The sequence below is a fragment of the Pseudomonas sp. genome (genome assembly GCF_049653025.1).
In the GTDB taxonomy this organism is placed as follows: Bacteria; Pseudomonadota; Gammaproteobacteria; order Pseudomonadales; family Pseudomonadaceae; genus Aquipseudomonas.
In genome coordinates, this window is the sequence record NZ_JBASFM010000006.1 from 696,435 (window position 1) to 712,115 (window position 15,681).

Sequence of the window (15,681 nt, forward strand, 5' to 3'; positions counted from 1 at the left end):
GGCTCCTTAGATCAATGCGGCGCTTCGGCAGCATGGTTGAGCGAATATTTCGGGATCTCGACGACCAGATCTTCATTACCGACCAGCGCCTGGCAGGATAGACGCGACTGCGCCTCAAGCCCCCACGCCTTGTCCAGCATGTCTTCTTCCAACTCGTCAGCCTCAGCCAGCGAGTCAAAGCCCTCACGAATGATGCAGTGGCACGTGGTGCACGCGCAGACACCGCCACAGGCGCTTTCGATCTCGATGTGGTGATCATGCGCCACTTCGAGCACCGAGGTACCCGGCTCAACGTCTACGACCAGACCTTCCGGGCAGAGCACAGCGTGAGGCAGAAAAATGATCTGCGGCATGCTTATTCCTCAATCTCGTTAAGACTACGGCCGGCCAGCGCGGCCTTGACCGTGGCATCAAGGCGACGAGCGGCAAAGGCATCGGTCACCTGGGTCAAACGCTTGGTTTGCAGCTCAATCGCCAAGCCATCATTGCCGGCCATCAAGTCACGCAACTGCTGCATCTGCGCATCGATCGCCAGGCGCTCATCGGCATCCAGCAAGCGCTCGCCATCGGCATCCAGTGCAGCCTGCACCGCTTCGAGCAAACGCTGGGCATCTACTTGCTGCTCACGCAGCACGCGAGCGACCTTGTCGTCGCTGGCATTCTTGAAGGAATCCTGCAGCATCCGCGCGATTTCGCCATCGGTCAGCCCATAAGACGGCTTGACCTGAATGCTCGCCTCCACGCCCGAGGCCAGCTCACGCGCCGCGACGCTGAGCAAGCCATCAGCATCGACCTGGAAGGTCACGCGAATTTTTGCCGCACCCGCCACCATCGGCGGAATGCCGCGCAACTCAAAGCGCGCCAGGGATCGGCAATCACTGATCAGCTCACGTTCACCCTGCAGCACATGCACCATCATGGCGGTCTGGCCATCTTTATAGGTGGTGAAGTCCTGGGCACGCGCTACCGGAATCGTGGTGTTGCGCGGGATGACCTTTTCCATCAGCCCGCCCATGGTTTCCAGACCAAGCGACAGAGGGATCACATCAAGTAGCAGCAGCTCTTCGCCACCGTCGCGCTTGTTACCCGCCAGGGCATCGGCCTGAATCGCCGCACCGATGGCCACTACTTGATCGGGGTCGATATCGGTCAGCGGCTCACGGGCGAACAGCTCCGCCACCGCCTGACGCACACGCGGCACGCGGGTCGAACCGCCGACCATAACCACCGCTTCGACTTCGTCCAGCTCAATCCCGGCATCGCGCACCGCACGGCGGCAGGCCTTGAGGCTGCGCGCCAACATTGGCTCGATCAGCGCCTCGAACTGCTCACGACTCAAGCTCCCTTGCCAACCGGCATAGCTGAGCGTGGCAATCGCGCTCTCAGTTAGCGCCTCTTTCGCCGCGCAGGCAGCTTCAAGCAACAGGCGCTGCGCACCCGGATCGAGATCGGCGGACAAACCCGCCTGCTCGACAATCCAGCCGGCAATTGCGTGATCGAAATCATCGCCACCCAAAGCGCTGTCGCCGCCGGTGGCCAATACCTCGAACACACCGCCGGTCAGGCGCAGCACAGAAATATCGAAGGTACCGCCGCCCAAGTCGTAAATCGCCACCACGCCTTCGGCGTGCTGATCCAGACCATAGGCCACAGCCGCCGCGGTCGGTTCGTTGAGCAGGCGCAATACATTCAGCCCGGCCAGACGCGCAGCGTCCTTGGTGGCCTGGCGCTGAGAGTCGTCGAAATAGGCCGGCACGGTAATCACCGCGCCCACCAATTCACCACCCAGAGTTGCCTCGGCGCGCTGGCGCAAGGTCTTGAGAATATCGGCGGAAACTTCGACCGGGCTTTTCGGCCCCTGCACGGTGTCGATAAACGGCATATGCGACTCGCCGCCGACAAAGCGATACGGCAGCTGCTCGCCGAGCTGCTTGACGTCCGCCAGGCCACGCCCCATCAGGCGCTTGACCGACAGCACAGTATTCAGCGGATCGGCAGATGCGGCGGCCTTAGCCACCTCACCCACCTCAATACGATCGGGGTGATAACGCACTGCCGACGGCAGAATCACCTGCCCATTCGCATCCGGCAGCGGCGCGCAGAGGCCACTGCGCACAGCGGCAACCAGCGAGTTGGTGGTACCCAGATCAATCCCAACCGCCAAGCGACGCTGGTGGGGCTGGGGGCTCTGTCCGGGCTCAGCGATCTGCAGTAAGGCCATGGTTAATCAATGCTTATTATCTGGATCAGGGAGAGCTGGCGCGCCACAGCGGCGCACGAGCGTTAATCGTCGAGGCGCTCTTCCAGCTGACGGACCTCTTGGGCAAGCTTGTCGAGAAACTGCATGCGGCGCATCAGGCGCTCGGCCTCTTCGCGGCGCAACGCATCATCCCAACACAGGGCAAAACTCTCGTTCAGCTCATCCTGAGCGACCTTCAAGCGGCGCTTGAACGCCGCAACGCCGGCAAAGTCGGCGCTGCCCTGCAAGTCTTCCAGCTCTTCGCGCAGCTGCATCTGCTGCAGGAGGAAATCCGGATCTTGCACCGTGACTTCCAACGGCAGCTCGGGACCGCGCAAGGCCAGCAGATAGCGCGCGCGCTGTGGCGCGCTCTTCAAGGTGCTATAGGCTTCATTGAGGCTGGCCGACTGCTCCAGCGCTAGACGCTGTTCGCGCTCGCTGGCGTCGGCAAAACGATCCGGATGAACGCTGCGCGCCAGCTCGCGATAACGCGTAGCCAGCTGCTCGGGATCCAGACGGAAGCCCGGCTGCAGGTCAAACAAAGCAAAGTGACAAGGACTGCCCACACGCGCCTCAGATATTGAAGCTCTCGCCGCAGCCACATTCGCCGCGCACGTTCGGGTTATTGAACTTGAAACCTTCGTTCAAGCCCTCTTTGACGAAGTCCAGCTCGGTGCCATCGAGGTACACCAGGCTCTTGGGATCGATGATCACCTTGACCCCGTGACTCTCGAACACCTGATCTTCGCCGGCAGTTTCATCGACGAACTCCAGCACATAAGCCAGGCCGGAACAGCCAGTGGTGCGAACAGCCAGACGGATGCCCTCGCCCTTACCGCGCCCATCCAGGGAGCGACGCACGTGCTGAGCAGCAGCTTCGGTCATGCTGATAGCCATCGACAAACCTCCTTAGAGCAAGCCTTTCTTCTGCTTGTAATCGCGCACGGCCGCCTTGATGGCGTCCTCAGCGAGTACCGAGCAGTGGATCTTCACCGGCGGCAGAGCCAATTCCTCGGCCAGCTGGGTGTTCTTGATGGTTTCCGCTTCATCCAGGGTCTTGCCCTTCATCCACTCGGTAGCGAGGGAGCTGGAGGCAATCGCCGAACCGCAGCCGTAGGTCTTGAACTTGGCGTCTTCGATCACGCCCTGCTCGTTAACCTTGATCTGCAGACGCATGACGTCGCCACACGCCGGCGCGCCGACCATGCCGGTGCCAACATCCGGGTCTTCCGCGTCCATCTTGCCGACGTTGCGCGGGTTTTCGTAATGGTCAATGACCTTTTCACTGTAAGCCATGCTGGTATTCCTTCCTCATCAGAGAGCCGCTCTTGCTCGGCGACTACTTAGTGCGCCGCCCACTCGATCTTGGAGATGTCGACACCGTCTTTGTACATATCCCACAGCGGCGACAATTCGCGCAGCTTGGTGACCGCCTCGCAAACCTTCTGCGCAGCGTAATCAACCTCTTCATCCGTGGTGAAGCGGCCAAAGGTAAAGCGAATCGAGCTGTGCGCCAGTTCGTCATTGCGGCCCAGGGCGCGCAACACGTAGGACGGTTCCAGCGAAGCCGAGGTACAAGCCGAACCGGAGGAAACCGCCAGATCCTTGAGCGCCATGATCAGCGACTCGCCCTCAACGTAGTTGAAGCTGAGGTTGAGGTTGTGTGGTACGCGGGCGGTCATGCTGCCGTTGATATACAGCTCTTCCAGACCATCGACCTGTTTGAAGAAACGCTCGCGCAGGGCCAGGATGCGCTGGTTTTCCTGGATCATCTCTTCCTTGGCAATGCGGAACGCCTCACCCATGCCGACGCACTGGTGAGTCGCCAGGGTGCCGGAACGCATACCGCGCTCATGACCACCACCGTGAGTCTGGGCTTCCAGACGCACACGCGGCTTACGGCGTACAAACAGCGCACCGACGCCTTTAGGGCCATAGGTCTTGTGTGCGGAGAAGGACATCAGGTCGACCTTGAGCGACTCCAGGTCGATCGCCACCTTGCCGGTAGACTGCGCTGCGTCAACATGCAGGAACACGCCGCGCGAGCGGGTCAGCTCACCGATAGCCGCAATGTCGTTGATGGTGCCGATTTCATTGTTCACGTGCATGACCGACACCAGAATGGTGTCCTCACGCAACGCAGCCTCAACCATGGCCGGAGTAATCAGGCCATCTTCACCGGGCTCGATGTAGGTTACTTCGAAGCCTTCGCGCTCAAGCTGGCGCATGGTATCGAGCACCGCTTTGTGCTCGATTTTCGAGGTGATCAGGTGCTTGCCTTTAGTCTTGTAGAAGTCAGCAATGCCCTTGATCGCCAGGTTGTTGGACTCGGTCGCACCGGAGGTCCAGACAATCTCGCGCGGATCAGCATTGACCAGCTCAGCCACCTGGCGACGAGCGTTCTCTACTGCCTCTTCAGCCTTCCAGCCAAACACGTGGGAGCGCGATGCCGGGTTACCGAAGTTACCGTCCACCAGCAGGCATTCGCTCATTTTCTGTGCAACACGCGGATCAACCGGCGTGGTGGCGGAATAATCGAGATAAATCGGCAATTTCATTAACTCTCTCCTAATCAGGTATCAGGCCTGCAGGCCAGCGCCTTGCGCTCAATCGACGGCAGACGTTTCGATCTTGTCCAGGTACGGCGTCCTGCTATTACAGCGGCGCTGATCCTGGCGCTGAGCAACTTCCTGCACTTCACGGCGGGTCACCAGATCAGCAAGACTGATGCCACTGAGGAATTCGTGTATCTGCTGGCTAAGGTCGCACCACAGATGATGGGTCAGGCAGGTATCACCGGCATGGCAATCGCCCTGACCCTGGCAACGCGTGGCATCGACCGACTCGTTGACCGCATCGATCACCTCGGCAACCTGAATGCCCTGCATATCCCGCGACAACTGATAACCACCACCCGGACCACGCACACTGGAAACCAGATTGCCGCGGCGCAGCTTGGCAAACAGCTGCTCCAGATAGGACAGGGAAATGCCTTGGCGCTCGGAAATATCAGCCAGGGACACAGGACCACGCTGTGCGTGCAGCGCCAGGTCAAGCATGGCGGTGACGGCGTAACGGCCTTTGGTGGTCAGTCGCATGGGGAATTACCGCGTGATCGCAATATGCCGCGAGTATGCAATTCCCGAGTGTTTAAGTCAACTATAAGACCTAGCACCTTAGTCGGGATTAGCCAATTCGAAGGGCGCGCAGCATAGCAAAATACCGCGCGCCGCGCATCATGCCGCAGGCTTGTCGCCCGGCTCCTTGCAGACGCCAGCAAAGTCTTCATCGCGCAACTGCGGCAGGTCCTTCGCGCAGTAATCACTGCCCAAGGACTTCAGCGCACCGCACATACCCTCCAAACGACTATCTACGGCATGCAGGTGATCGAGCAACTGACCAATGGCGCGCGCCACAGGATCCGGCATGTCCTGACTGACGCCATAGGCATCGAAGCCGAGCTTTTCCGCGATGGCCTGGCGCTTGGCTTCCTGCTCGTCATCCGGCTTGAGAATGATCCGCCCCGGAATCCCCACCGCCGTCGCACCAGCTGGCACCGCCTTGGTCACCACGGCGTTGGAGCCGATTTTGGCACCTGCACCGACGGTAAACGGCCCCAACACTTTGGCGCCCGCGCCCACCACCACGCCATCCTCCAGGGTCGGGTGGCGTTTGCCTTTATTCCAGCTGGTGCCGCCCAGGGTCACGCCCTGATAGAGCGTCACGTCATTGCCGATTTCAGCCGTTTCACCGATGACAATGCCCATGCCGTGATCGATAAAGAAGCGCCGACCGATCTTGGCCCCCGGATGAATCTCGATGCCGGTCATCCAGCGCCCGAAGTTCGACACCAGCCGCGCCAGCCACTTCCAGCCACGCCCCCACAAGCCATGCGCCAGGCGATGCAGCCAGACTGCATGCAAGCCTGGATAGCAAGTGACCACCTCGAAGGCATTGCGCGCCGCCGGATCGCGACTAAATACGCTTTGGATATCCTCTCGCATGCGCTCAAACATCAACCTTCTCCTTACTCGGGTGCTCACCGCGCGCCGCCTTGATGGTTTCCGTCAAGATGCCGCGCAAGATATTCATTTCCAGCTTGCTCACCTCGCTGCGCCCATACAGGCGACGCAAGCGGCTCATCAAATGCCGCGGCTTGGCCGGATCGAGAAACCTGATTTCGACCAGCGCCTGCTCAAGATGGACATAGAACGACTCCAACTCATCCGCCGTCACCGGCTGCGAACTTTGAATGGCCGTGGTTTCCAGCTTGAGCGTCTTGGTCGGCTGATTTTCTGCCGCCAACCAGGCCATCCGCACCTCGTAGGCCAGCACCTGAACCGCCGCCGCCAGATTCAACGAACTGAACTCGGGGTCAGAGGGAATGTGCACATGAAAATGGCAGCGCTGCAATTCTTCGTTGGTCAGCCCGGCATATTCACGACCGAACACCAGCGCCACTTCGCCGCCCTGCTGCGCCTGCTCGCACGCCGCCACGCCGCACTCACGCGGGTCCAGCAGCGGCCAGGGAATGCGCCGATCCCGCGCACTGGTGCCCAGCACCAGATTGCAGCCGACCAGCGCCTCTTCCAGAGTACCGACCACCTGCGCAGCATCGAGAATATCGGTGGCACCCGAAGCGCGCGCCACCGCTTCACTACTGGGAAAATCCTGCGGATCAACCAGCACCAGACGCGACAACCCCATGTTTTTCATGGCACGAGCCGCGCCACCGATATTGCCGGGATGACTGGTACCCACCAACACGACGCGAATATTTTCCAGCAACGCAAGCGCTCACAGATAAGGTCTAGAGGCGCAAATCTTACAGAAGCATCCAGCCTTACGCCACGCAAGGCGCAGGTTACACTTCAACCGCCGGGCTTTTCTGCTAGAATGGCCGGCTTTCTTTAACGACCCAGGTGAACATCCATGCAGCCCATGCTGAATATCGCGCTGCGCGCAGCCCGTAGCGCCGGCGAAATGATCTTCCGCTCGACCGAACGCTTGGACGTCATCTCGGTCGACGAGAAAGAAGCCAAGGATTATGTGACCGAGATTGATCGCTCCGCCGAGCAGCTGATCATCCAGGCCCTGCGCAAAGCATTCCCGAACCACGGCATCCTCGCCGAGGAAAGCGGTCTGAGCGAAGGCAGCGGCGACGGTGCCGACTATCTGTGGATCATCGACCCACTGGATGGCACCACCAACTTCGTACGCGGCATCCCGCATTACGCCGTCAGCATTGCCTGCAAATACCGCGGCCGCCTCGAGCACGCCGTGATCATCGACCCGGTGCGCCAGGAAGAATTCACCGCCAGCCGCGGCCGTGGCGCGGCCCTCAACGGTCGCCGCCTGCGTGTAGGCAATCGCAAGAGCCTAGAAGGCGCGCTGCTCGGCACCGGCTTCCCGTTCCGCGACAGCCAGATGGACAACCTGGAAAACTACATCGGCATGTTCCGCAGCCTGGTCGGCCAGACCGCCGGCATTCGCCGCGCGGGCGCAGCCAGCCTGGACCTGGCCTACGTCGCCGCCGGGCGCTTCGATGCGTTCTGGGAATTCGGCCTGTCCGAGTGGGACATGGCTGCCGGCGCACTGCTGATCCAAGAAGCAGGCGGCCTGGTCAGTGATTTCAGCGGCAGCCACGAATTCCTTGAGAAAGGCCAGATCGTGGCAGGCAACACCAAGTGCTTCAAAGCCGTGCTGACGGCGATCCAGCCGCATCTGTCGGCCTCGCTGAAACGCTGATCAGCAGCTACAAAAAAGCGCCCCGAGGGGCGCTTTTTTATTGCATCGAAATTTCAGTTGGCCGGCTCATCCACCAGTACCAGCTGACCATCACGCACCGGAATCTGCCGACCCGGGTCGCTGGCCATGCGCACCTGGCTGATCTTGCCATCCAGCTCGTATTTGACGTCATAACCGACCAGCTTCTCGCTGGTGTCGGTGACCGTGCTGCAACGCGTCTCGGTGGTGGTGTAGGTGTCGCGGTTCTGCATGCCTTCCTGCACCTTGTTGCCGGCATAGCCGCCGCCCACGGCACCGGCAACTGTCGCCAGCTTCTTGCCGTTACCGCCACCGACTTGGTTACCGAGCAAGCCGCCGACCACCGCACCAATCGCGGTACCGGCTATCTGATGCTGATCCTTGACGGGAGCCTGGCGAGTCACCGCCACATCCTTGCAGACCTCGCGTGGTGTTTTGATGGTTTCGTTGATCGGCTTCACCGCCAACACTTCGGCATATTCCGGCGCACTGACGATGTTGTAAGTAGCCACCGCCCCGCCTGCCGTTACACCGACCGCACCCAATACCGCCCCTACCAACATTGACTTGTTCATACCTGCCTCCTTCAAACCGCTACCGAGCGCTCAACGCGCCTTACTCCTAGCCTTGGAGCATAAAAAAACCGGGCAAGTTCAACACCAGCCCGGCTCATTCAACGAATTGCGACGAACGCCACAGATTCAGGGACGCTCATCGACCTCTTCCGCTACAACCGGCGGAATCAGGTCATCGACACTCAGGTTGAGCCAGATCAGTACCACGTTGGCGATATAGATCGACGAGTACGTGCCGGCCAGCACCCCGATCAGCAAGGCAACCGAGAAACCGAACAGGTTGTCACCGGCAAACAGCAACAGCGCCACAATCGCCAGCAACGTGGAAATCGAGGTAGCCGCCGTACGCAACAAGGTCTGCGTGGTGGAGATGTTGATGTTGTCGACCAGACTGGTCTTGCGCAGCACGCGGAAGTTCTCGCGCACCCGGTCGAACACCACGATAGTGTCGTTCAACGAGTAGCCGATGATCGCCAGCACAGCCGCCAACACGGTCAGGTCGAAGGTCACCTGGAAGAACGACAGAATGCCCATGGTCACGACCACGTCATGCACCAGGGAGAGCACCGCGCCCAAGGCAAACTTCCACTGAAAGCGGAAAGCCAGGTAGAGCATAACGCCACCCAGGGCCAGCAACATGCCGATGCCACCCTGGTCACGCAGCTCCTCACCCACCTGCGGACCAACGAACTCGACCTTCTTCACCTGCAAGGCATCGCCCGACTGCTGCAGCGCAGTGGCGACCTTATGACCCAGATCTGGATCGTCACCCTGCATGCGCACGACCACATCGGTGGTCGCACCAAAGCTCTGCACCACGGCATCGGCAAAACCCGCCGCTGCCAACTGATCACGCACCTTGCCCAGATCCGCCGGCTGCTCGTAGCTCAGCTCGATCTGCGTGCCGCCGGTGAAATCCAGACCGAAGTTCAAGCCCTTGTAAAACCAGCTACCCAACGCAAGCAGGGTCAGCAGTACGGTGACGGTGAACGCAATATTGCGCACACCCATAAAATTGATCGTACGCATCATCTAAGCCCCTTAGACCCACAGCTTCTTGAAGTCACGCCCGCCGCAGGTCAGGTTGACCATGGCGCGAGTCACCAGAATCGCGGTGAACATCGACGTCACGATACCCAGCGACATGGTCACGGCGAAGCCCTTGACCGGCCCGGTGCCCATGGCGAACAGAATCCCGCCGACCAGCAAGGTGGTCAGGTTGGAGTCGAGAATCGCGCTATAGGCACGGTCGAAGCCTTCATGAATCGCCCGCTGGATCGACATGCCATTGGCAATCTCTTCGCGAATCCGCGAGAAGATCAGCACGTTGGCGTCCACCGCCATCCCCATGGTCAACACGATACCGGCGATACCCGGCAGGGTCAGGGTGGCGCTGAGCAGCGACATCAAGGCCAGTAGCAAGACCATGTTGAACGCCAGGGCGATGGTCGCCAGCACTCCGAAGAAGCGGTAGATGGCGATGATAAACAGCGAGACGAACAGCATGCCCCACAGCGACGCATCGACGCCCTTGGTGATGTTGTCGGCACCCAGGCTCGGGCCAATGGTGCGTTCTTCGGCGAAGTACATCGGTGCGGCCAGGCCGCCAGCACGCAGCAGCAGGGCCAGTTCGGACGATTCGCCCTGACCATCCAGACCGGTGATGCGGAACTGGCTGCCCAGCGGCGACTGGATAGTCGCCAGGCTGATGATCTTCTTCTCTTCAACAAAGGTTTGCAGCTCAACTTCCTTCTCGACGCCGTCGACCACCTGGCGCACGTAACGGGAAACCGGCTTCTGCTCGATAAAGATCACCGCCATGCTGCGCCCGACATTGCTACGGGTCGCACGGTTCATCAGGTCGCCACCGCGGCCATCCAGACGGATATTCACCTGCGGGCTGCCGTTCTCGTCGAAGCTGGCCTGAGCATCGGTCACCTGGTCACCGGTGATGATCAGCTCACGCTCCAGCTGCGCCGGCGGACGGCCTTCCTGACGGAACTCAAAGCTTTCGGTAGCGGCCTTGGCGGCATCAAGCTCGGCGGCCAGACGGAACTCCAGGTTGGCGGTCTTACCGAGAATCCGCTTGGCTTCGGCGGTATCCTGCACGCCCGGCAGTTCGACCACGATGCGGTTGGCACCCTGGCGCTGCACCAGCGGCTCGGCCACACCCAGCTCGTTGACCCGGTTACGCACGGTGGTCAAGTTCTGCTTGATCGAGTATTCGCGGATTTCCGCCAGCTTGGCCTGCGTCAGCGTCAGGCGCAGCACCTGCAGCTCATTACGCTGCACGGTGGTCATATCGAAATCGTTGAAGTCCTTGCGGATCAGCTGCTGAGCTTTCTCCAGCGCTGCTTCATCGGCAAAGCCCAGCTGAATCGCACCATCGAGCTCAGGCAGGCTGCGGTAGCGCACGCGCTCTTTGCGCAGCAGGCTCTTGACCTCACCTTCATAGACCTTGCGGCGGGCATCCAGCGCCTTGTCCATGTCCACTTCCATCAGGAAGTGCACACCACCGGACAGGTCCAGACCCAGCTTCATCGGGCTACCGCCCAGGTTGCGCAACCACTGCGGCGTGGTTTGCGCCAGGTTCAGGGCGACCACGAACTCATCGCTCAGCGCCTTACGAACCAGCTCCTTGGCTGGCAGCTGATCTTCGGCCTTGTTCAGGCGCAGCAGACCGGCACGGCCCTCGCTGGCCAGGCTGATGGCTTTGACCTGGATACCAGCGTCTTCCAGCGTGCGCTTGACGCGCTCAAGATCGGCCTGTTCGACGCGCATGGCCGTGCTGTTGCCACTGATCTGGATCGCCGGATCATCCGGGTACAGATTGGGCGCGGAATAGAGAAAACCGATTGCCAGCACAGCCGCAATCAGCAGGTACTTCCAGAGGGGGAATTTGTTGAGCATGACGCCGCCCGTTATGACGCGGGGCGCATTAAGCGCCCCGTCGAATGGTAAAGGTGTGTTGCTTAGATCGCTTTCAGCGTGCCTTTAGGCAGAGTCGCTGCAATGGCCTGCTTCTGGAATTTCAGTTCGACGTTGTCGGACACTTCAACTACCACGAAATCGTCGGAAACCTTAGTCACCTTGCCGGCCAGACCACCGGAAGTCACCACTTCGTCGCCCTTCTGCAGGCCGCCGAGCAGATTCTTGTGCTCCTTGGCGCGCTTGGCCTGTGGACGCCAGATCATCAGGTAGAAGATGACCAGAAAGCCGACCAGAAATACCCATTCAAAGCCACTGCCAGCAGGACCGACAGCCGGTGCGGCACCTTCAGCGAAGGCAGCGGGGATAAAAAAGCTCATGTAACACTCCTGTTGCAAGGGTCTTTAAACAGTTGGGAATCAATCCAGAGGCGGCGTTGGCAGCCCGCGCTTGGCATAGAAGGCATCGACAAAGGCGGCCAATGTACCCTGTTGAATAGCCTCGCGCAAACCAGCCATAAGCACCTGATAATGCCGTAAGTTATGGATTGTATTGAGCATGCTACCGAGCATTTCGCCACATTTATCCAGATGATGCAGATAGGCGCGGGAGAAATGTTTGCAGGTGTAACAGTCGCAGGTCGGGTCGAGTGGCGAGTCATCCTGTTTGTGGAAGGCATTGCGGATTTTCAACACGCCGGTGTCGATAAACAGGTGGCCGTTACGCGCATTACGGGTTGGCATCACGCAGTCGAACATGTCCACACCGCGACGCACGCCTTCAACCAGGTCCTCGGGTTTGCCCACACCCATCAGGTAGCGCGGCTTGTCGGCCGGCAGCTGCGCAGGCAGGTAATCGAGCACCTTGATCATCTCGTCTTTCGGCTCGCCGACTGACAGGCCACCAATGGCATAACCGTCAAAGCCGATCTGCTCCAGCCCATCCAGAGAGACTTTGCGCAATTCCTCATGCATGCCGCCCTGAACGATACCGAACAGTGCCGCCGTGTTATCGCCATGAGCCTCCTTGGAACGCTTGGCCCAGCGCAGCGACAACTCCATCGAACGCTTGGCCACGTCGAATTCGGCCGGATATGGCGTGCATTCGTCGAAGATCATCACGACGTCGGAGCCAAGATCGCGCTGCACCTGCATCGACTCTTCCGGCCCCATAAACACCTTGGCACCGTCGACTGGCGAGGCGAAGTACACGCCCTCCTCCTTGATCTTGCGCATCGCGCCCAGGCTGAACACCTGGAAACCACCGGAGTCAGTAAGGATCGGCCCCTGCCACTGCATAAAGTCGTGCAGATCGCCGTGCTTCTTGATTACCTCGGTGCCGGGGCGCAGCCACAGGTGGAAGGTGTTGCCGAGAATCATCTGCGCGCCAATCGCCTCGATATCCCGCGGCAGCATGCCCTTGACCGTGCCATAGGTGCCCACCGGCATAAACGCCGGGGTCTCGACCACGCCGCGCGGAAAGGTCAGCCGGCCACGCCGCGCCTTGCCATCGGTCGCCAATAATTCGAAAGACATGCGGCAGGTGCGCGTCATAACTGTTCCTCTGGCCCGCGCGGCGCGGGATTGCGGGTGATAAACATGGCATCACCGTAACTAAAGAAGCGATAACCCTCGGCGATAGCGCACTGATACGCCGCCATGGTTTCCGGGTAGCCGGCAAACGCCGACACCAGCATCAACAGGGTCGACTCGGGCAAATGGAAATTGGTCACCAGGGCATCGACCACATGCAGCGGCCGGCCGGGATAGATAAAGATGTCGGTGTCGCCGCTGAAAGCCTTGAGCACGCCATCGCGAGCGGCACTCTCCAGCGAACGCACACTGGTGGTGCCGACCGCGATCACCCGGCCGCCGCGCGCGCGGCAGGCGGCCACCGCATCGACCACGTCCTGACCGACCTCCAGCCATTCGCTGTGCATATGGTGGTCTTCGATACGCTCGACGCGCACCGGCTGGAAGGTGCCCGCCCCAACATGCAGGGTGACAAACGCCGTGTCCACGCCCTTGGCGCGAATCGCCGCCAGCAGCGCATCGTCGAAATGCAGCCCGGCCGTAGGTGCCGCAACCGCACCGGCTTTCTCGGCATACACGGTCTGATAGCGTTCGCGGTCAGCCGCTTCGTCCGCCCGGTCGATATAAGGAGGCAACGGCATGTGCCCGACTCGTTCCAACAGCGGCAGCACTTCTTCGTTAAAGCGCAACTCGAACAACGCATCGTGACGGGCGAGCATCTGCGCCTCGCCACCGCCGTCGAGCAGAATCATCGAGCCCGGCTTGGGCGACTTGCTTGAGCGCACATGGGCCAATACCCGATGGCTGTCCAGCACGCGCTCAACCAGCACCTCCAGCTTGCCGCCCGAGGCCTTCTGCCCAAACAGCCGCGCCGGAATCACCCGGGTGTTGTTGAACACCATCAGATCGCCAGGGCGCAGGTATTCCAGCAGGTCACTGAATTGACGGTGCGCCAGGGCACCACTCGGGCCGTCCAGCACCAGCAAGCGGCTGGCGCGGCGTTCGGCAAGGGGGTGACGGGCGATAAGAGCGTCAGGCAGCTCGAAATTAAAGTCGGCAACGCGCATGGTCGGAAAGGGGGTCGTCTAGCAGGGCGGCAAAGCTTACCGGAAATAGCGCATTCTGGCCACGCAAGTGGATTGACCAAGCCCAAAGTGCTCCCTATACTGCGCGCCGAATTGCCCTGATGGCGGAATTGGTAGACGCGGCGGATTCAAAATCCGTTTTCGAAAGAAGTGGGAGTTCGATTCTCCCTCAGGGCACCATAGATTTGAAGAAAGGCCTTGATTATCAAGGCCTTTTTTATTGCCTTGAATAATCTCCGCAGTGTGGTTTCGGCAGTAGCCTGCAACGCTTCAGGCCATTAAAAACACTCGCGAAACCGGCGTATCGCAGCCGGGTAAACACCGCATCAATGCCACTCAACATGCCCGCCAAAGCCTGCAATGCATGCCCTGGCGGGGCTTGGCAGTTGCCTGGAAGTTGGCGTAGAGTTTCCCCACTGTGTTTGCATGGGTCGCCGAATATCGTGACCTGGTGCAGTAGATCATCGCGATCCGCTACATCCCGCTCGACGTCGCACACCGCCTTGCAACCAGTATTCAGCCCCTCATATCGAGCAGTGGCTGTCATCAACTCTAGGTTCAAGGAAATACACCATGTCGAATCGTCAGAACGGTACCGTCAAGTGGTTTAACGACGAAAAAGGTTTTGGTTTTATCACTCCAGAAAGCGGTCCGGATCTGTTCGTGCACTTCCGCGCGATCCAAAGCAACGGCTTCAAGAGCCTGAAAGAAGGCCAGAAAGTCAGCTTTATCGCAGTGCAAGGCCAAAAAGGCATGCAGGCTGACGAAGTTCAAGTTCAGGAATAACCCTGCCGCGTTGAAGAACCCCTGATGGCAGCATCAGGGGTTTTTTATGTCCTGCCATCCATGGCGACCACCCTTCGGGCCGTCGCTGCGCGACGTTAAAAATGACTCCCGGTTATTTTTTATGGCCGGCCATTTCCATGAATGCCGTATCGTTGCCGCCATTCCGCCAGCCGATTGAGTAAAGAGCCGACCATGCCGAAACACCTGCTGCGCCCGCAGGGTGAATTCCCCAGCGCCGGGCTGATCCGCCGCCTCGCTGCCATGTTTTATGACTTTCTGCTGTGCATCGCGCTGCTGATAGTCGTGACCTTTATCTACAAGCTGATCCTGATGGGTTTCTACGGCGAGGCGCAGCTCAAGCAGATGTCCGATGCCGGCGCACTGGATGGCGACCCCCTGCTCTCGACCCTGCTGTTTCTCAGTTTATTTGGCTTCTTCGCCAAGTTCTGGACCCACAACGGCCAGACCCTGGGCATGCAGGTCTGGGGCCTGCGCATCCAGAACGCCGACGGCACGGCGATCAGCCTGTGGCAGGCACTGTTGCGCTTCCTGGTTGCGATCGGTTCGTGGCTGATCCTGGGCCTGGGCTTTCTCTGGATGCTCTGGGACAAGCAAAAGCGCAGCTGGCACGACATCTATTCGGACAGCCAGGTGATTCAGCTGCCAAAGAATATTCACAAGAAGTAAATGCCACGCATAAAAAATGGCCGGGAGCCATTTTTAACGTCGCGCAGCGACGGCCCGAAGGGTGGCCGCCATGGATGGCAGGC

At 60.0% G+C, this 15,681-nt stretch carries 18 protein-coding genes and 1 tRNA gene; 4 read left to right on the forward strand and 15 right to left on the reverse strand.

The features are described from left to right. Positions 1 to 11 precede the first annotated feature (11 nt). The 9 genes from fdx to trmJ form a co-directional block, all read right to left on the reverse strand. Positions 12 to 353 carry an ISC system 2Fe-2S type ferredoxin gene (gene fdx, locus WBK23_RS06310; protein ID WP_424483107.1) on the reverse strand — a complete coding sequence of 114 codons (342 nt, stop codon included), beginning with the start codon at positions 351 to 353 and terminating at the stop codon, positions 12 to 14. Positions 354 to 355: 2 nt separating this feature from the next. After that, positions 356 to 2,221: a Fe-S protein assembly chaperone HscA gene (gene hscA / locus WBK23_RS06315; protein WP_424483108.1), complete on the reverse strand. Its 1,866-nt coding sequence runs from the start codon at positions 2,219 to 2,221 to the stop codon at positions 356 to 358. 62 nt (positions 2,222 to 2,283) lie between these two features. Further along, the gene (gene hscB / locus WBK23_RS06320; protein ID WP_424483109.1) at positions 2,284 to 2,805 is read right to left on the reverse strand and encodes a co-chaperone HscB; all 522 of its coding nucleotides are present in this window, start codon (positions 2,803 to 2,805) and stop codon (positions 2,284 to 2,286) included. 7 nt (positions 2,806 to 2,812) lie between these two features. Further along, positions 2,813 to 3,136, reverse strand: a complete 324-nt coding sequence (iscA, locus tag WBK23_RS06325) for an iron-sulfur cluster assembly protein IscA (RefSeq protein WP_424483110.1) — start codon at positions 3,134 to 3,136, stop codon at positions 2,813 to 2,815. Positions 3,137 to 3,148: 12 nt separating this feature from the next. Further along, positions 3,149 to 3,535, reverse strand: a complete 387-nt coding sequence (iscU, locus tag WBK23_RS06330; protein ID WP_040261926.1) for a Fe-S cluster assembly scaffold IscU — start codon at positions 3,533 to 3,535, stop codon at positions 3,149 to 3,151. Positions 3,536 to 3,582: 47 nt separating this feature from the next. After that, the gene (locus WBK23_RS06335) at positions 3,583 to 4,797 is read right to left on the reverse strand and encodes an IscS subfamily cysteine desulfurase (RefSeq protein WP_424483111.1); all 1,215 of its coding nucleotides are present in this window, start codon (positions 4,795 to 4,797) and stop codon (positions 3,583 to 3,585) included. Positions 4,798 to 4,845: 48 nt separating this feature from the next. Further along, positions 4,846 to 5,337, reverse strand: coding sequence for a Fe-S cluster assembly transcriptional regulator IscR (gene iscR / locus WBK23_RS06340; RefSeq protein WP_424483112.1), 492 nt, complete (start codon positions 5,335 to 5,337; stop codon positions 4,846 to 4,848). Positions 5,338 to 5,475: 138 nt separating this feature from the next. Further along, positions 5,476 to 6,255 carry a serine O-acetyltransferase gene (cysE, locus tag WBK23_RS06345; RefSeq protein WP_424483113.1) on the reverse strand — a complete coding sequence of 260 codons (780 nt, stop codon included), beginning with the start codon at positions 6,253 to 6,255 and terminating at the stop codon, positions 5,476 to 5,478. After that, entirely contained in the window at positions 6,248 to 7,027 is a 780-nt protein-coding gene (gene trmJ, locus WBK23_RS06350; RefSeq protein WP_424483114.1) for a tRNA (cytosine(32)/uridine(32)-2'-O)-methyltransferase TrmJ, read from the reverse strand. Before trmJ ends, cysE begins: the two co-directional genes overlap by 8 nt. A 144-nt stretch (positions 7,028 to 7,171) precedes the next feature. Here trmJ and suhB point away from each other — a divergent pair, with 144 nt between their 5' ends. Next, complete coding sequence (gene suhB / locus WBK23_RS06355) at positions 7,172 to 7,987, forward strand: inositol-phosphate phosphatase (protein WP_424483115.1); 816 nt, start codon at positions 7,172 to 7,174, stop codon at positions 7,985 to 7,987. Positions 7,988 to 8,040: 53 nt separating this feature from the next. Here suhB and WBK23_RS06360 read toward each other — a convergent pair whose 3' ends face one another. The 6 genes from WBK23_RS06360 to queA all read right to left on the reverse strand — a co-directional run bounded on the left by WBK23_RS06360 (position 8,041) and on the right by queA (position 14,107). Further along, the gene (locus WBK23_RS06360; RefSeq protein ID WP_424483116.1) at positions 8,041 to 8,580 is read right to left on the reverse strand and encodes a glycine zipper 2TM domain-containing protein; all 540 of its coding nucleotides are present in this window, start codon (positions 8,578 to 8,580) and stop codon (positions 8,041 to 8,043) included. Between the two features lie 126 nt (positions 8,581 to 8,706). Next, positions 8,707 to 9,612 carry a protein translocase subunit SecF gene (gene secF, locus WBK23_RS06365; protein WP_424483117.1) on the reverse strand — a complete coding sequence of 302 codons (906 nt, stop codon included), beginning with the start codon at positions 9,610 to 9,612 and terminating at the stop codon, positions 8,707 to 8,709. A gap of 9 nt (positions 9,613 to 9,621) precedes the next feature. After that, a complete protein-coding gene (gene secD / locus WBK23_RS06370; protein WP_424483118.1) occupies positions 9,622 to 11,490 on the reverse strand; it encodes a protein translocase subunit SecD in 1,869 nt (622 codons plus the stop codon). Between the two features lie 62 nt (positions 11,491 to 11,552). Continuing rightward, positions 11,553 to 11,888, reverse strand: a complete 336-nt coding sequence (yajC, locus tag WBK23_RS06375) for a preprotein translocase subunit YajC (RefSeq protein WP_424483119.1) — start codon at positions 11,886 to 11,888, stop codon at positions 11,553 to 11,555. Positions 11,889 to 11,927: 39 nt separating this feature from the next. Continuing rightward, positions 11,928 to 13,043 carry a tRNA guanosine(34) transglycosylase Tgt gene (gene tgt, locus WBK23_RS06380; RefSeq protein ID WP_424483302.1) on the reverse strand — a complete coding sequence of 372 codons (1,116 nt, stop codon included), beginning with the start codon at positions 13,041 to 13,043 and terminating at the stop codon, positions 11,928 to 11,930. Positions 13,044 to 13,057: 14 nt separating this feature from the next. Beyond that, positions 13,058 to 14,107, reverse strand: a complete 1,050-nt coding sequence (queA, locus tag WBK23_RS06385; RefSeq protein WP_424483120.1) for a tRNA preQ1(34) S-adenosylmethionine ribosyltransferase-isomerase QueA — start codon at positions 14,105 to 14,107, stop codon at positions 13,058 to 13,060. Between the two features lie 113 nt (positions 14,108 to 14,220). Between queA and WBK23_RS06390 the strand changes: the two genes are divergently transcribed. The 3 genes from WBK23_RS06390 to WBK23_RS06400 all read left to right on the forward strand — a co-directional run bounded on the left by WBK23_RS06390 (position 14,221) and on the right by WBK23_RS06400 (position 15,598). After that, a tRNA-Leu gene (locus tag WBK23_RS06390) sits at positions 14,221 to 14,305 on the forward strand. A 393-nt stretch (positions 14,306 to 14,698) separates the two neighbouring features. Beyond that, a complete protein-coding gene (locus WBK23_RS06395; RefSeq protein ID WP_424483121.1) occupies positions 14,699 to 14,911 on the forward strand; it encodes a cold-shock protein in 213 nt (70 codons plus the stop codon). Positions 14,912 to 15,103: 192 nt separating this feature from the next. After that, the gene (locus WBK23_RS06400) at positions 15,104 to 15,598 is read left to right on the forward strand and encodes an RDD family protein (protein ID WP_424483122.1); all 495 of its coding nucleotides are present in this window, start codon (positions 15,104 to 15,106) and stop codon (positions 15,596 to 15,598) included. The last annotated feature ends 83 nt before the right edge of the window (positions 15,599 to 15,681 follow it).

What these genes read in the sequence shown, in the direction of transcription:
- WBK23_RS06395 (WP_424483121.1), top strand. Translation starts at nt 14,699, where the DNA reads ATGTCGAATCGTCAGAACGGTACCGTCAAGTGGTTTAACGACGAAAAA.
- WBK23_RS06335 (WP_424483111.1), bottom strand. Translation starts at nt 4,797, where the DNA reads ATGAAATTGCCGATTTATCTCGATTATTCCGCCACCACGCCGGTTGAT.
- hscA (WP_424483108.1), bottom strand. Translation starts at nt 2,221, where the DNA reads ATGGCCTTACTGCAGATCGCTGAGCCCGGACAGAGCCCCCAGCCCCAC.
- tgt (WP_424483302.1), bottom strand. Translation starts at nt 13,043, where the DNA reads ATGTCTTTCGAATTATTGGCGACCGATGGCAAGGCGCGGCGTGGCCGG.
- WBK23_RS06400 (WP_424483122.1), top strand. Translation starts at nt 15,104, where the DNA reads ATGCCGAAACACCTGCTGCGCCCGCAGGGTGAATTCCCCAGCGCCGGG.
- secD (WP_424483118.1), bottom strand. Translation starts at nt 11,490, where the DNA reads ATGCTCAACAAATTCCCCCTCTGGAAGTACCTGCTGATTGCGGCTGTG.
- fdx (WP_424483107.1), bottom strand. Translation starts at nt 353, where the DNA reads ATGCCGCAGATCATTTTTCTGCCTCACGCTGTGCTCTGCCCGGAAGGT.
- queA (WP_424483120.1), bottom strand. Translation starts at nt 14,107, where the DNA reads ATGCGCGTTGCCGACTTTAATTTCGAGCTGCCTGACGCTCTTATCGCC.
- yajC (WP_424483119.1), bottom strand. Translation starts at nt 11,888, where the DNA reads ATGAGCTTTTTTATCCCCGCTGCCTTCGCTGAAGGTGCCGCACCGGCT.
- secF (WP_424483117.1), bottom strand. Translation starts at nt 9,612, where the DNA reads ATGATGCGTACGATCAATTTTATGGGTGTGCGCAATATTGCGTTCACC.
- iscR (WP_424483112.1), bottom strand. Translation starts at nt 5,337, where the DNA reads ATGCGACTGACCACCAAAGGCCGTTACGCCGTCACCGCCATGCTTGAC.
- iscA (WP_424483110.1), bottom strand. Translation starts at nt 3,136, where the DNA reads ATGGCTATCAGCATGACCGAAGCTGCTGCTCAGCACGTGCGTCGCTCC.
- cysE (WP_424483113.1), bottom strand. Translation starts at nt 6,255, where the DNA reads ATGTTTGAGCGCATGCGAGAGGATATCCAAAGCGTATTTAGTCGCGAT.
- iscU (WP_040261926.1), bottom strand. Translation starts at nt 3,535, where the DNA reads ATGGCTTACAGTGAAAAGGTCATTGACCATTACGAAAACCCGCGCAAC.
- WBK23_RS06360 (WP_424483116.1), bottom strand. Translation starts at nt 8,580, where the DNA reads ATGAACAAGTCAATGTTGGTAGGGGCGGTATTGGGTGCGGTCGGTGTA.
- suhB (WP_424483115.1), top strand. Translation starts at nt 7,172, where the DNA reads ATGCAGCCCATGCTGAATATCGCGCTGCGCGCAGCCCGTAGCGCCGGC.